At 34.8% G+C, this 15,849-nt stretch carries 8 protein-coding genes; 2 read left to right on the top strand and 6 right to left on the bottom strand.

Annotation, left to right across the window (positions count from 1 at the left end):
- Positions 1–33: 33 nt before the first annotated feature.
- The gene (locus tag B0M43_RS06025; RefSeq protein ID WP_078006484.1) at positions 34–2,214 is read left to right on the top strand and encodes a glycoside hydrolase family 97 protein; all 2,181 of its coding nucleotides are present in this window, start codon (positions 34–36) and stop codon (positions 2,212–2,214) included.
- Between the two features lie 170 nt (positions 2,215–2,384).
- Here the strand turns inward: B0M43_RS06025 and mfd are convergent, their stop codons facing one another.
- Both mfd and B0M43_RS06015 read right to left on the bottom strand, forming a co-directional pair.
- Positions 2,385–5,750: a transcription-repair coupling factor gene (gene mfd / locus B0M43_RS06020; RefSeq protein ID WP_078006485.1), complete on the bottom strand. Its 3,366-nt coding sequence runs from the start codon at positions 5,748–5,750 to the stop codon at positions 2,385–2,387.
- On the bottom strand, positions 5,743–6,375 hold the full coding sequence (locus B0M43_RS06015; RefSeq protein WP_065451625.1) for a hypothetical protein: 633 nt from the start codon (positions 6,373–6,375) through the stop codon (positions 5,743–5,745). The genes mfd and B0M43_RS06015 overlap by 8 nt, the downstream gene beginning before the upstream one ends.
- A gap of 407 nt (positions 6,376–6,782) precedes the next feature.
- Between B0M43_RS06015 and B0M43_RS06010 the strand changes: the two genes are divergently transcribed.
- Positions 6,783–7,721, top strand: a complete 939-nt coding sequence (locus B0M43_RS06010) for an L-threonine 3-dehydrogenase (protein WP_078006486.1) — start codon at positions 6,783–6,785, stop codon at positions 7,719–7,721.
- A 103-nt stretch (positions 7,722–7,824) separates the two neighbouring features.
- Here B0M43_RS06010 and B0M43_RS06005 read toward each other — a convergent pair whose 3' ends face one another.
- From B0M43_RS06005 to B0M43_RS05990, 4 genes are all read right to left on the bottom strand, one after another.
- A complete protein-coding gene (locus B0M43_RS06005) occupies positions 7,825–10,629 on the bottom strand; it encodes a VIT domain-containing protein (RefSeq protein ID WP_078006487.1) in 2,805 nt (934 codons plus the stop codon).
- Between the two features lie 68 nt (positions 10,630–10,697).
- Complete coding sequence (locus B0M43_RS06000; RefSeq protein WP_078006488.1) at positions 10,698–11,831, bottom strand: serine protease; 1,134 nt, start codon at positions 11,829–11,831, stop codon at positions 10,698–10,700.
- 222 nt (positions 11,832–12,053) lie between these two features.
- Positions 12,054–13,934, bottom strand: coding sequence for a M1 family metallopeptidase (locus tag B0M43_RS05995; RefSeq protein WP_078006489.1), 1,881 nt, complete (start codon positions 13,932–13,934; stop codon positions 12,054–12,056).
- A 61-nt stretch (positions 13,935–13,995) separates the two neighbouring features.
- Positions 13,996–15,630 (bottom strand): S8 family peptidase, encoded by a 1,635-nt coding sequence (locus B0M43_RS05990; RefSeq protein ID WP_065451630.1) that lies wholly within the window; start codon positions 15,628–15,630, stop codon positions 13,996–13,998.
- Positions 15,631–15,849 lie beyond the last annotated feature (219 nt).

The following is a 15,849-nucleotide window of genomic DNA, read 5'->3' as shown; positions in this document are numbered from 1 at the left end:
AATAAAATTAGATTTGCAAAAAACTAAATAACAATGAATTTTCAATCCCACAAAATGCCGCTTCAAATTCGTTTGAGCAAAAAACTAGCGCTTTTACTTTTTGCCTGTGTAAATTCCTTATGGATTCACGCACAGGAAATAACTTCGCCAGACAAAAATCTTTCCTTAAAATTTGAATTGAAAGAAGGCGGAATTCCGTCTTACCAATTATCATATAAACAAAAAGCAGTTATAAAGCCAAGTTCTTTGGGTTTAGAACTTCAAAATTTGCCTTCGTTTTTGGATGGTTTTACCGTTACAAATACAGCACAATCTTCTGTTGATGAAAGTTGGAATCCGGTTTTAGGAGAAGAAAAAACCATTCGTAATCATTATAACGAATTGGTTGTCACTTTAGCGCAAGCGAAAAATAACAACAGATACATTCGCATTCGTTTCCGTTTATTCAACGACGGATTAGGTTTTAGATATGAATTTCCAAAGCAAAATGACCTGAGTTATTTTGTGATAAAAGAAGAGCGTTCTGAATTTAATTTGGCTGGAAATCATAAAATTTTCTGGATTCCGGGAGATTATGATACCAATGAATATGCGTATACCACTTCGAAAATTTCTGAGATTCCTTCGTTGATGAAAAAAGCAACGATCGAAATCAATTCACAATGGCCAATAAAAGAACTTGCTGTTCAAACGCCATCTATGATGAAGTCTGATGACGGTTTATACATCAACATTCACGAAGCAGGATTAATCAATTATCCGGCAATGTATCTTGAAGTTGATGCCGTAAACAACAAAATGCGCAGTCATTTAGCGCCTGATGCAGTGGGAGCAAAAGGTTATATGCAAACTGATGCCCAATCGCCTTGGAGAACTATTGTCGTAAGCGATAAAGCAACTGAAATTTTGGCTTCAAAATTAATTCTGAATCTTAACGAACCAACAAGTTATAAAGACGTTTCCTGGATCAAACCGGTAAAATACATCGGAATTTGGTGGGAATATTTTGTGGCAGGAAAAAGTACGTGGGCTTTCGGAAAAGAAAATAATGTAAAGTTGACCGATGATTTTACGAAGCTTACGCCAAATGGAAAACACGGAGCTACAACTGAAAGAGCAAAAGAATATATTGATTTTGCTTCTAAAAATGGTTTCGATGCGATTCTTATTGAAGGCTGGAATATTGGATGGGAAGACTGGATTGGAAACTGGAAAGAAGAAGTTTTTGATTATGTAACCGCTTACCCTGATTTTGATGTTAAAGCAGTTCATGCATATGCGGCTTCAAAAGGAGTTAAAATTATCATGCACCACGAAACTTCTGGATCTGCAACAAATTACGAGCGTCGTTTAGACCGTGCTTTTCAATTTATGAATGACAATGGTTATGATGCTGTTAAAACAGGATATGTAGGTAAAATTATTCCGCGTGGCGAACACCATGACGGACAATGGATGGTGAATCATTATATCAATGTTGCAAAACGTGCTGCGGATTATAAAATCATGATTAACAGTCATGAAGCAGTTCGTCCAACAGGTTTGCACCGAACTTTCCCAAACTGGATTGCACAAGAATCAGCCAGAGGAACGGAGTTTGAATCAATGGGAGGATTGAATCCAGATCATACTACGATTTTACCATTTACAAGATTGATGGGAGGCCCAATGGATTTTACTCCGGGGATTTTCCAAACTGATCTTTCGTATTACGGAACAGGAAGTACGCAGCGTGTCAACACAACTTTGGTAAAACAATTGGCTTATTATGTTACAATGTACAGTCCGTTGCAAATGGCGGCTGATATTCCGGGTAATTACGAGCGTTTTCCAGATGCTTTTCAGTTCATCAAAGATGTTGCGGTAGATTGGGACAACAGTTATATTCTGGAAGCTGAACCTGGAGATTACATCACAATCGCCCGTAAAGCTAAAGGAAAAGACGCATGGTTTGTGGGAGGAATCACAGACGAAAATCCAAGAACTGCCAACATCACATTTGATTATTTACCTGCCGGCAAAAAATTCATCGCAACAATTTATGCAGATGCTAAAGAAGCCAATTGGGATAAAAATCCACAGAAATATACTGTCACTAAAGTTGTTGTAACCTCAAAAACAATTTTAAAACAATATTTAGCTCCGGGCGGAGGTGTTGCTATTAGTGTTAAAGAAGGAAATGCATCAGAATTAAAGGGATTGAAAAAGATATAATTTTTTTCGCCACGAATTGCACGAATTAGCACGAATTAATTTTTAAAAGTAAATGCCGGATGAAAAATTTCATCCGGCATTTTTATTTTGAAAAAATTCATTTGCCACAGATTAAAAGATTAAGGGGATTTTATAATCTGTGAGAATCTTATAATCTGTGGCTAACTTTTTTATTCCCCCAACATTTCCATCAATTCCAAAGCTCGTTTAGTAGATTTTACATTTTCAAAAGTCAATAAAAGTCGTAAACCATTAGGCGTTTGTTTTTCTTTCATTGTGCAAAGATTGCTGTATTTTTGAACAAATTGCAAAACCTTTCTAAACTTAGACGACTGATAATAATCAGATTGCTGATCCGAAACAAAATAGCCAATCATTTTTCCTTTTTTCATTACCAGTTTTTCAATTCCTATATTGGTTGCAATCCATTTGATGCGAATGCTGTTCATCAAGGCATTGGCGCGCGGAGGCATTGGTCCGAAACGGTCAATTAATTTGTTTTGAAAGATAACCAGTTCGGCTTCATTTTTTACAGAACCTAACTCGTTATATAAGCTTAGACGTTCGGTAACATTATTGATATATTCATCAGAAAACAACAATTCAAAATCGGTATCAATTTGTAAATCTTTTACATATTCCTTCGTTTCAATATCGTTCTCTTCCGGATATAAATCTTTGAATTCATTTTCTTTTAATTCTTCGATGGCTTCGTTCATGATTTTTTGGTACGTATCAAAACCAATTTCGTTAATGAAACCGCTTTGTTCGCCACCTAATAAATCTCCGGCACCACGAATTTCAAGATCCTTCATAGCGATGTTGAAACCGCTTCCGAGTTCGCTAAATTGTTCTAATGCCTGAATACGTTTTCTGGCATCTTCAGTCATAGAAGAATACGGTGGACAGATGAAATAACAGAATGCTTTTTTGTTGCTTCGCCCTACTCTACCACGCATTTGATGCAAATCTGACAATCCGAAATTATTGGCGTTGTTGATGAAAATCGTGTTGGCATTTGGTACATCCAAACCGCTTTCGATGATTGTGGTTGCTACCAAAACATCAAAATCGCCGTTCATGAAACCTAACATCAATTCCTCTAGTTTGGCGCCTTCCATTTGTCCGTGGCCAATTCCGACTCTGGCATTTGGTACCAAACGCTGAATCATTCCCGCCACTTCTTTTATGTTTTCGATTCGATTATTGATGAAGAAAACTTGTCCGTTTCGCTGAATTTCATACGAGATGGCGTCACGAATAATCTCTTCATTAAATCCAACCACATTTGTTTCAATCGGATAACGGTTTGGCGGAGGTGTTGTAATTACAGATAAATCGCGCGCAGCCATTAACGAAAACTGAAGCGTTCTCGGAATTGGCGTAGCGGTTAATGTCAATGTATCGACATTCGCAGCAATCGTTTTTAATTTATCTTTTACGTTTACACCAAACTTTTGTTCCTCATCGACAATCAATAAACCAAGGTCTTTAAAAACCACATTTTTGTTTACTAATTGATGCGTTCCAATCACAATGTCGAGTTTACCTTCGGCTAAATCTTTTAAGGTTTGTGCTTTTTGTTTGGCCGTTCTGAATCGGTTTAAATAACCAATTGAAACCGGCATATCTTTTAATCTTTCGGTAAAAGTTCTGTAATGCTGGTACGCCAAAATTGTGGTCGGTACCAAAATAGCGACTTGCTTGCTATTATCAACCGCTTTAAAAGCAGCACGAATGGCAACCTCGGTTTTTCCGAAACCAACGTCGCCACAAACCAAACGATCCATTGGGCGATCGCTTTCCATGTCGGCTTTTACTTCTTGTGTCGATTTGGTTTGATCCGGCGTATCTTCATAAATAAACGAACTTTCTAATTCGTTTTGCAGATAACTGTCCGGCGCAAATTGAAAACCTTTTTCTAAACGGCGTTTTGCATACAACTGAATCAAATTGAAAGCAATATGTTTGACGCGTGCCTTGGTTTTTTGTTTTAAAATCTTCCAGGCATTCGATCCTAATTTATAGATTTTAGGAGGTGTTCCGTCTTTTCCGTTGTATTTTGAAATTTTATGAAGCGAGTGAATGCTCACATAAACAATATCATTATCAGCATAAACCAGTTTTATGGCTTCCTGCGTTTTGCCTTCCACCTGAATTTTCTGCAATCCACCGAATTTTCCAATTCCGTGATCGATATGTGTTACATAATCGCCAACCGAAAGTGCGGTTAATTCCTTCAGCGTAATATTTTGCTTTTTAGAATAGCCGTTTTTGATGTTGAATTTATGATAACGTTCAAAAATCTGATGATCGGTATAGGCCGTAATTTGATTTTCTTCGTCAATAAAACCTTGGTACAAAGGCAATACAATAGTGTGATATTGCTTGCGAATATTCTCTGAATTGGCTTCGTCTAAGGTTTCAAAAATATCATGAAAACGTTTTGCCTGCGTTTCATTCGAACAAAACAGATAATTTTTATATCCGTTAAAATGATTGTCACTCAGATTATTTAGCAGTAAATCAAATTGTTTGTTGAAAGAAGGCTGTGGCTGAAAATGAAATTCAAAATTTTTAGTGGTTTTGAAAATTGGCTTTGAAGCCAATTCTACTATAGAAAAATCCAAAGCGCGTTTGATAAACGAACTTTGATTTAAAAATAATTGTTCAGGCGTAGCGTGTTTTATTTCGCCCGAAAGTTTCCCAAAAGCTTCTTCGGCTCTTGCGAATTGTTTGTCTAACTGACTAAAAAGTCCGTCGGTATTTTGAATAAAAAGAACGGTTTTTTCTGAAATATAATCCAAGAAACTTTCACGGTTTTCCTGAAAGATCTTATTTTCAACATTCGGAATAATCGTGATTTTTTTATGGGTTTCTACAGACAACTGCGTTTCAACATCAAAGCTTCTGATGCTGTCGACTTCATTTCCAAAAAACTCTATTCGATATGGATGATCGTTTGAAAAAGAAAAGACATCGACGATTCCTCCACGAACTGAGAATTCTCCCGGTTCTGTAATAAAATCAACTCTTTTGAATTCGTATTCGAACAAAACTTCGTTGATAAAATCGATCGAAATTTTATCGTTCAAAGCGACTTTCAACGTGTTTTTATCTAATTGCTGGCGCGTCACTACTTTCTCAAAAAGCGCTTCCGGATACGTAACAATTATGGCTGGTTTTTTACGAGAATTAATTCTATTTAAAACCTCAGCCCTAAGCAAAACATTCGCATTGTCCGTTTCATCAATTTGATACGGACGACGAAATGAGGCCGGATAAAACAACACATCCTGCTCACCGATCATTTGTTCTAGATCGTTCAAATAATAAGCAGCTTCTTCTTTATTGTCTAAAATAACTAAAAAAGGCAACTCGGTTTTTTTGAAAACAGCGCGTAAAACAAATGAAACTGCAGATCCTAACAATCCGTTAAGATGCATTTTTATCTGATTTTGTTCTAATAATTGTGTGGCAATCTGCTGATTTTTTGGCAGATTATCATACATTGTATATAAGGCGTTTTTACTCAACTCTCTGTAATTTTTTATCTAAATTTTGTGCCTGAACCGGAACTGGAACTGTACTAGAGTTCGGAATCGCACGTGTTGTATCTAACATTTTAAGGAAATCTTCTTCTCCCTGCTCTTTCGGAATTTTACTTTTTACAAAAATATTATCCATTTGTCTTTGTAAAGACACTAATTCTTTATTGATGTCTCCCACTAAAAAAGTCACTTTATCAGCCGGAATCTGATTTAAATGAATAAATAAATCCATCATTTTGATTTTGGTGATCAAAATAGAAATTCGGCTTTTTATGGCAGGTACATTAAATTCTGCGGGAATATTGCTATTTAATGCCATCGCTTTTTTTGAAATCGCCCTTGACTTTTTCTGGAAAGCTCCGATTGTTTTTCTGGGCTTATCTCCAATTTCTTTTAAAAATTCGCGCCATTCATTCCATGAACTTACTTTTTGTTCTGAAATTTCATTGATAGGCTCATCAATAAATACCCATCCTTTATTGATATTATTAAAAATAACTTCCTTTTTTTTAGCTTCTTTTTCATTTTCGGCACGACGTTTTTCGTCTTCATTTTGGCATGAATTCAATACAAAAACAAAAAGCAGAAAAAGAGATATTTTATATTTCATTTGGTAAAACATTAAGCTACAAAGTTACAAAGTAAATTTACAATTACGAATGCTGTTTTTTGCTAAAGATTCTATAAATCATGGTTGTTTTTTTGTCTGGAAAATTTAACCGCAAAGAGCGCAAAGTTTTATAATTTAAGTCGTTTTATAAAAACACAAGTTCGCAAAGCTGGTTCAACGCAAAGCTTTGCGAACTTGTGCTTTCTAAACTTACTGTAAGATAAAAAATCTTTGCGCTCTTTGCGGTAGAAACCTTTTGCGTGCTTTGCGGTAAAAATAATTAAACACCTCAACGGAGAATAATCCAAAAAAGCATCTTCATCATTGTTAAATTTATAATTTGTTGTAATGAAAAGTAAAAATATTTGCGAAAACGTTATATTTGTACATCTAAAAAAACATTACAAATGAATCCAAAAATATTGATCATTGGCGCTTGCGGTCAGATTGGGACAGAACTGACTCAAAAACTGCGCAAATTATACGGTACAGACAATGTAATTGCGTCTGATATTCGAAAATTAAATACTGACGTTGTTAATTCGGGTCCGTTTGAAGTGGTCAATGCTTTAGATTTTAACCAAATCGAACATCTTGTCGAAGAGCATCAAATTACCGATATTTATTTAATGGCGGCACTTTTATCGGCTACAGCCGAAAAAAATCCTGCGTTTGCCTGGGATTTGAATATGAATTCGTTATTTCACGTTTTGAATTTAGCGAAAGCAAAAAAAATAAAAAAGATTTTCTGGCCATCAAGTATTGCGGTTTTTGGACCTACAACTCCAAAAGAAAATACGCCTCAATATACCATTATGGAACCTTCGACGGTTTACGGAATCAGCAAACAAGCGGGTGAAAGATGGTGCGAATATTACCATAACATTTATGGTGTTGATGTTCGAAGCATCCGTTATCCTGGTTTAATTAGCTGGTCTACACCTCCGGGTGGCGGAACTACAGATTATGCAGTTGATATTTTCTATAAGGCTATTGCCGATAAAAAATACGAATGCTTTTTATCCTCTGAAACAAAAATGCCGATGATGTATATGGATGATGCAATTGAAGCTACTATCAATATCATGAAAGCTCCGGCTGAAGATATCAAAATACATTCATCTTATAATTTGGCTGCAATGAGTTTTACTCCCACTGAAATTGCTGCTGAAATTAAAAAACATATTCCTGAATTTACGATTACATATGAGCCTGATTTCCGTCAGAAAATTGCGGACAGCTGGCCGGCAAGTATCGATGATTCATCTGCAAGAGAAGACTGGGGCTGGAATCATACCTTTGATCTTGAATCGATGACAAAAGATATGCTGGAGCATTTAGGATAAACAAATCTTAGCTTACATAAAGAACTTTTTGTCGAGCAGAAAATTTTAAACAAAAAAAATACCGAAGTGTTCATCTTCGGTATTTTTTTGTTTGTACTTTTTTCTAAAATTCAAATTCTCCAATCAGAATTTTGCTGTCGTTTTCGCGTTTATTTTCTTTCTGACTTTGGAAAACAGCAATTTTACGTTCTTGTCTTCCATCAGAATAGTACAAATATACTTCTGCCATCACTGTTGTTGGCCCGGAAAGCATATTCTGTCTCTCGCCATAAAAATTGGTTTTAATTTTATATTTACCTTTTATGGCTTTTTTTAGTAAAAACTGTTCAGGACCAAAACCCTGAGTGAAATCATTACTTAATCTTCCTCCAATTTCTGTAGATTTATGCGAATAGGAACAATTTTCCCCTCTTGGATCTGTAACCCAAAGATCTATATCTGTATTGTCTTTATTCCAGTTAATCACAACGCGAATGTCTACCGGTAGATTTGCTTTTAGACGATCATCAACTTTGCTTGCATCAACATTTTTATTCTGGCTCAGAATATTATTAATTTCCATAATCAAAATCTCTTCTATACCGTTGTCTCTTACTGAAATTTCATCTGTATATTCCTGATAAAGCATCGATTTATAGACATTCAGGGCTTCCTGAGGTTTTTTATTATCAATCAGGGCCAATGCATAATCTCTGTGGCTTTGAGAATCGAATGGTCTCCATTCCAGAATTTTCTGGGTAATCCATAATTCTTTTTCATAATTACCTCTCTGTTTCAATAGATAAGATATCGTTTTGTATAATTCCTCATTTTCCAGATCAAGCTCTGCTAATGTGCTTAAAACCTTTAAAGAAAGTGCTTTGTCTCCTTTTTTGAACAGCAATTTAGATACATCAAAATAATACGTTACCAGCTTTTCATATTTAGGACGATTTTCAAGGTATTTTTGGTAGATTAATTCAGAAGACTGTAAATTCTGAAAATCTTTCATATACTCTTCGTTGCTTTCTACTTCTACCAAAGTTATTTTACCTGTAGATTTTGTTTTATCGGCAACGGAGTTACTTTCTGCAGAATATACAGCATTGTCGCTAGCAATACTTTCTTGTCCTGACATTTTTTGCGACTGATTAGAAATCTTAGGATACTGCTTTTTTTCGACAGGTTTAAATTCGGTATTCCACCAGGCTACCAGTTCACGCGTTATGTCAAAAGATTTGGACAGAAGGTTTTTTCTTTTCTCTAAAATTTCTTTTTTGTTTCTTGAAACAATTTTGTTGTATTCAGATAATAATTCCTGAGGTGGTTTAATTCCGTAACGCACATAGTCATTTACGTCGTCCAATACAATAAGGCTGGTGTTTTTACTTACTACACCAAACTGTTCGCTCAGATTTCTGATTTCATCGCGGTTTTGAGTTGAATTGAGTTCAAGATCATTAATTTTTCTTTGTGCCCAAAATTGCGCAATTTGCCAGTTATCAACTTGCACAGCGTTATTGAAATCTACGGGCACTTCAAATTTTTTATTTCCTACAGAAAAAAGAGCAGTTAGCTTGCCCAAATTTGGAGATGAAATTCCAAATATATTCACCGGTTGATTTACTACCGTTCCCACATTTGGAAATAATTCCTGAATAGCAGCACTTTCTTTAAATCCTAAAAATATAACAGGCTGTTTATTGTATGTTTTTAGAGCAGACTGAGTATCTAATTCATTCAAGTTGATAAAGTTTCCACCTGATTGTGATGCTAAAAGTTTTAGAAGGTTAAAATCAGAAGTAGGCGTGCTTACAATACTATTTACAGGTTTTTTGAATTTTAAAGTCAAATCTCCAAAATTTGAAATTCCATCAGAAAATAGAAGATATTCTTCTATTCCTGAAATCTCTTTTAGTGCACCAAAGTCGGTTCCACCATCATATTTTAAATCAACAATTCTATTTTTTAATGCACTCCAATTTCCCCCCGAAACAGTAAATTCTTCTGTTTTTTCCAGAACATTATTTAAAAGGACAAATGATACCGAAATATCCTTGTTCTCTAAAAAATAAGCATTTAGAAAGTCAAACTCTTTTTGACGGTTTCTCTTTGATCCGCTAAATGAATTGTCCCAAATAATGGCAATCTTATGAGATTTTGATTTTTCCTTTACAGGGAAATCCGTCGAAACATTCGCTGCAAAATAAAATTTATCACCAGAAGTTTTTTGAAACAATACATTTGATTCGTTTACTTTTGGAATAGTTATTTTAAGATTTTCATTTGGTGTAAAATTCGTTTTATTAATCTCAGCAATCCATTGATTGCCTTGTTTTTGAAAAGCAAAACTTCCATCTGGATTTTCCGTAATCTTAGGAGTTGCCAGACTTTCATTCACCAATACTTTCAAATTAAATTTTGGAATATTGACTGCATTGGCAAAACTTAAAAAATACTGATAATCGCTGTCGAAATTTTTCAGTTCCTGATGGTATGTAATCCTAATGAATCTCGTACCTCTGGCCGTAATTGGATAAATTCTGGTTCTAAAATTATTTCCCGCTACTTTTTCAATAATACCGGGATCTATATTTCTTTTTTCAATACTTTCAAATACCTCTTTAGCGCGTTCTTTCGGAACAGGAACTGCATCTCTTAAACTTCCGTTGATATCTAACGCATAGCCGCTTATACTTACTCCTTCCGGTAACGGAAGTGTAAAATTTCCTTCTAAAATTCTGTCACCAGGATTGTAAAATACATAAGTTGCAGTCGTTGATGCAAGATTCCCTAAAATTTTGGTTTCAATTTTTACTTCTTGCAGGATTACTGAATTTTTTTTCTGATTTTCTACATCCAGAGTTGGAATTTGAGAAAAAACTGCACTATAAAACATTATTGCACAGATGGTAAAAACTTTATTCATATTAAAAAAATTGGTTTTTTTGTTTGATTATAAAGGAGAAAAAACAATACGTTTTTAAGTGGTTATAATTAAAACGTACTAATATGCTTAGCGACAATTCCAAAATTAAAACCCTGTACCTCATCTACTCCGCTAAAATTGACTGCGATTAACTGACCGCACTCATTAAATACCGGTGCACCACTGGCACCATGCGTAGAAGTGATACTGTACTGAATTTTATTCCCGTCGGATTCTTTACTTATTTTACCGTCATAAAGCTGCACTTTTATGCCTGAATCTGTCTTTGCCAAATCCATTCCCAAAGGATAACCCACCATTATTGCTTTTTGTCCGGGATTTAAAGAGGCATCATCCTTAACCGAATTGTCAAGATTGATGATATTTGCAACACTTTGCGGAGTTGTATGATCTATTAGTCGTACAATACCTAAATCAATATTGGTATCTTCTGAAACTTTTTCGATCTCGCAACTAAGCCATTGCTCATCTGAGTCATGAAGTGCCACCGCAATATTTACAGTTTTTACATATACTTCAATATCTTCCCTCGATACATATTCTTTAACAGGAATAGCAGCTGCAATATCTGTTGTGGCTGTATCTGTTTCTGTATCATTCGAACTGACAAATTCTTCACCCGCTGGCTCTTCACTTGTTTCTTCACCTTCACCTTCATAATCGCCTTCACTTTCGTCATAAGCAGATGCAATTTTCCAGTTTCTTTCAATAAAACTTTGATACTCGTCTTCTGAAACATCGGTGGTAAGAATTGAGGCAATCTTTAATTTTAAATTTCTTATAGTGGTATTTGCTTTTTCCTGCTCTTCATTTGATGAATTCCATGGCTGCAAAACATGGCTGTTGGTCATTATTTTACCCTCCCGGTCTACGAAAAAACCTGTTCCAAAAACTGTTTCTTCTTTTACATCTTGATTAATAAGCTGAATTTCTTTTCCTTTAATTTTTGCAAAATAACCATAACTGTGTTTTATCAGTACAACAGCGTCTTTGTATTCGTTATAAACTTTTGTATCTGAATCTAAACAAATAGCAACAGGTGGCTTTTTTAAATATTTAAAGCCAAAAAAAGCTGCTGTTGACAGAATGATTAAAGTAAAGAAGATAATTTTATAAGGTTTTCTCTTTTTATTATTAATTTCATGCAAATCATGGTTGGGTCCGATTTTTCTAATTTTCATTTGTAAATAGGTAAGATTTATTAGTTTGGTTCTAGATGTCAATTCACAAAAATTATTAACATTTGCTTTTTTAACGGCTCGAAGATAGTAATTTAATTATTGAATTTTAATAGTAAATATCATCATATTTAGCATTGACACTATTTTTGATAACTTTTTAAAACAAAAAAAATCCAAAGCCATAACAGCTTTGGATTTTATCTTAATTGAAATTTAAATTCTTTACTTCACTTCAAAAACATTATTGGCAGGTTTCACATCCGCCATTAATCCGCTTGGATCTATTGTGATTTTTTTGATCGCTGTTTTGTTTTTGTCAATTGTAAAGCTATAGTTTTGTTGCGCCCAAGCCCAATCTTCTAAAACTGTTCTTTTTACTTTCGTATTTGGATTTGGTTTAATGAAATTCATCATTCTTAACGGAATGTAGAAACTTTCAGAAGTGCCGTCAGTATATTCAACCGTTAGGTCTATTGGCATTGGCATTCTTCCAATTCTTTCTAAACTTACAGTCGTTTTTCCTGCATTATCTGCAACGTCTTTGATACCGTAATCTATTGTATTTAATGTCTCAGTCCAATCTATTAAATACCAGTCTAACTCTGCTCCCGAAACTCTTTCTGCAGTTCTCTTGATATCGTTTGGAGTTGGATGTTTGAATTTGAAATCGTTAAAATATCTTTTCAAAGTTGCATCTACATTATCTTTCCCAATTACATATTCTAATTGTGATAAAAAGATGCTTCCTTTTATATAAGCCGAAATACTGTAAGGTCTGTTTTCATCGTAACGATCTCCATGAGTTCCTTGTGGTTGTTCTTTTCCGGAATTTACCAATTGATAATAAGCGGCGTAATTTCCTTTAAACGGATTTACTTCTTTTTTATCTCCTTTTAATTCATTCAAAGCGCCGTCTTCTATATAAGTCGTGAAACCTTCATCCATCCATGGGTGTTTTGACTCGTTTGAAGCCAAAATATGCTGAAACCATGAATGTCCTAATTCATGTGTTGCAGTTCCCAAAATTCCCTGAAGTGTTCCGTTTCCTAACATCAAAGTACACATTGCGTACTCCATTCCGCCATCTCCACCCTGAATAAACGAGTATTGTTTGTAAGGATATGCACCAACTCTTTGATTGTAATACTCCATTACTTTTACCATTAACGGCTCTAATTGTTTCCAATTTTCGGTCGTTTTCGGGTTGTTTTTATAGAAGAAATGCAAATCGACATCGTTTGGTCCTTTTACGATATCATGCGTATATTCTTTATCTGCAGCCCATGTAAAATCGTGAACGTTTGGAGCGATAAAATGCCATGTTAACGTTTTTGCTTTTTTTGGATAAACAACGGTTACACCAGCATCTTCGTAGCCGTGACCAATGGCGTTTTTGTCTTGCAGATATCCTGAACCTCCAATAGTATAGTCTTTATCGATTGTAATTTTCACATCGAAATTACCCCAAACACCGTGAAATTCTCTCGCAATGTATGGATCTGCATGCCAGCCTTCAAAATCAAATTCGGCTAATTTTGGATACCATTGTGACATTGAAAGCGCTACTCCTTCAGAATTATTACGTCCTGAACGACGAACCTGTACCGGAACTTGTCCGTCGAAATCTAAGGTAAAAGTAGTTTTCGAATTAGGTAAAATCGGTTTCGCCAAAGTTACTTCCAAAATCGTTCCTGAAACTCTGGTTTGAGCCGTTACGCCATCTTGTTTTAAGTTGGTGATTTTTAGAAACCCTATTTCGTTTGGTTTTAAAGTTTCTATTCGGCTTTGCTTTGTTTCCTTTCCGTCGGCACCTTTTATTTTGGTTACCATTCTTCCGTCAGGATCTTTTATAAAATGCAAACGTGCATCCATTTCACTTCCCGGCTGAAATGCATTTGGAAATAAATGATAAAATACTTTTTTTAAAGTATCAGGAGAATTATTGGTATACACTAATTCTTGTTTCCCTTTGTACTGATAGTTTTTTACATCCATGGCAACCTCCATTTTGTAATCAGCATGCTGTTGCCAATATGGAGCATTTTGTGCAAATGCTGAGTTTAAACCCAAACTTAAAAAGGAAAGTAGTATTATTTTTCGCATCATTTTTTCAATAAAAATGGAAGAGTTGCCACTCTTCCATCAGGTTACTATTTTGTGTTTTTTATTTCTTTGACATTTTTTCTGCCATCAACAAAGCATTATAGGCATTTACCATTTTAGCAGATTTTGATGATTCTGCAGAAGAAACTGCTACCGGTTTTTCGTTGGGATTTGGATTTTCACCTAAAATCACCATTGATGGAAGTGCTACTCCTGAATCTATTAAAATTTGTTTTACCTGAACTGCTTTTAGTTTTGGATAATAGGAACGAATCAATGCTGCAACTCCTGCCGCATTTGGAGACGCCATCGAAGTTCCTTGCAAATATTTGTATTTATTATTTGGAACAGTTGCATAAATTTCTTCGCCCGGAGCAAAAACATCAACATTTATTTTTCCGAAGTTTGAGAACGGAGCTACAACATTTTCTCCGTATGCTTTATTGATTGCGCCAATTGTGATTACGTTATTTGTAAATTCTTTTACGTTATCTTCAGAGTCATTTGGGTAGTTAATGTTTTCTGTTTTATCGATATTGTATCCGTCATTTCCTGCTGCGTGTACAATTAAAACATCTTTTTTAGCTGCATATTTTATCGCATCGTAAACCCATTTTTTATGCGGAGAAAAACTTTTTCCGAAACTTCCGTTGATTACTTTTGCTCCGTTATCAACTGCATAACGAATTGCCAAAGCGATATCTTTATCGTACTCATCTCCGTCAGGAACTGCTCTCACTGTCAATATCTCGACATTGTTTGCAACTCCGTCTCCACCTAAATCATTACCACGAATTTGTGCAATAATTCCGGCAACGTGAGTTCCGTGCAATGCTTTTTCTTTATCCGGGCCAAAAACTACGTTATTTCCGTAATGATTGTCTTTGATATCTTCCGGATTATCACCTACGATTTTTCTTCCGTCGTACTCTTTATTCAAGTTATAATTGAACTGATCGTAAACTGATTCTCTGTAATCTTCTAATTCTGCTTCAGGATTAAAAGTTGGTCCTGCATTGGTCAAAATTTGAGTCATCACCATTTTACTTCTCGCTACTTTTGGGTCAGTCGAAGTAACTTTGCTTAGATCTTCTAATTTATAATCTGTTTTATTTAACTCTTTTTTGATTGTATTATGCACATCGATTAAAAAGTCTACTTGTTCTTTGTCTTCTAAAACTTTTTTAGATTTTTCTTCGTATTGTGCTAAAGCTGCTTTGTATTGTGCTGATCCATCATCTCCTTTTTTGACAATACGTGTCAATTCAAGATTTTCGTGAACAGCATCCCCAAGAAAATTCCATCCGTGAACATCATCAATAAATCCGTTTTTGTCATCATCGATTCCGTTACCCGGAATCTCTTTAGGATTAGTCCAGATCATTCCTTGTAAATCAGGATGCTCGATATCTACTCCAGAATCTACAATCCCTACAATTACTTTTACTCCTTTTTTTCCTTGCAATAATTCGGCGTAAGCCCTGTCCACACTCATTCCCGGAATCGAATCTTTGATTAAATCAAGATGACTCCATCTTTTTAATTCGTTTTCGCTAAGCGGTGCTTTTTTAATAACTGCTAAAGGAGCAGTAATCAACTCTTTAGAAGCAGAAGCTTGTGCTTGTAAAGTAGTGTTACAACCTGCAAATACAAGCAATGCAAAGGCAGATAAAGTATTTATTTTTATAGGACTCATGTATCTATTTTTAATAAAAGTTAAAATATGGGCCTAAATTATGATTTTTTGTTACATAAAACTAACGATTAACACTGTGTTATGATTTATTTGTAGCAATTAAAATCTGTTTTTGAAGTAAAAGAAAGCTCTTATTTACAAATTATATTATGGATTGTATAGAGATATATTATCTTTAAAAATAAGTTTTTCTGTACTAAAATTTTAATAATAATTTGT

The organism is Flavobacterium sp. KBS0721 (assembly GCF_002007065.3).
In the GTDB taxonomy this organism is placed as follows: Bacteria; Bacteroidota; Bacteroidia; order Flavobacteriales; family Flavobacteriaceae; genus Flavobacterium; species Flavobacterium piscis.
Note: the sequence above shows the minus strand (reverse complement) of the source record. Positions and strands in the feature narration are given on the sequence as shown.

Coding starts and splice junctions, on each gene's coding strand:
- B0M43_RS06010 (WP_078006486.1), top strand. CDS start 6,783: ATGAATCCAAAAATATTGATCATTGGCGCTTGCGGTCAGATTGGGACA.
- B0M43_RS05995 (WP_078006489.1), bottom strand. CDS start 13,934: ATGCGAAAAATAATACTACTTTCCTTTTTAAGTTTGGGTTTAAACTCA.
- B0M43_RS06015 (WP_065451625.1), bottom strand. CDS start 6,375: ATGAAATATAAAATATCTCTTTTTCTGCTTTTTGTTTTTGTATTGAAT.
- B0M43_RS05990 (WP_065451630.1), bottom strand. CDS start 15,630: ATGAGTCCTATAAAAATAAATACTTTATCTGCCTTTGCATTGCTTGTA.
- B0M43_RS06005 (WP_078006487.1), bottom strand. CDS start 10,629: ATGAATAAAGTTTTTACCATCTGTGCAATAATGTTTTATAGTGCAGTT.
- B0M43_RS06025 (WP_078006484.1), top strand. CDS start 34: ATGAATTTTCAATCCCACAAAATGCCGCTTCAAATTCGTTTGAGCAAA.
- B0M43_RS06000 (WP_078006488.1), bottom strand. CDS start 11,831: ATGAAAATTAGAAAAATCGGACCCAACCATGATTTGCATGAAATTAAT.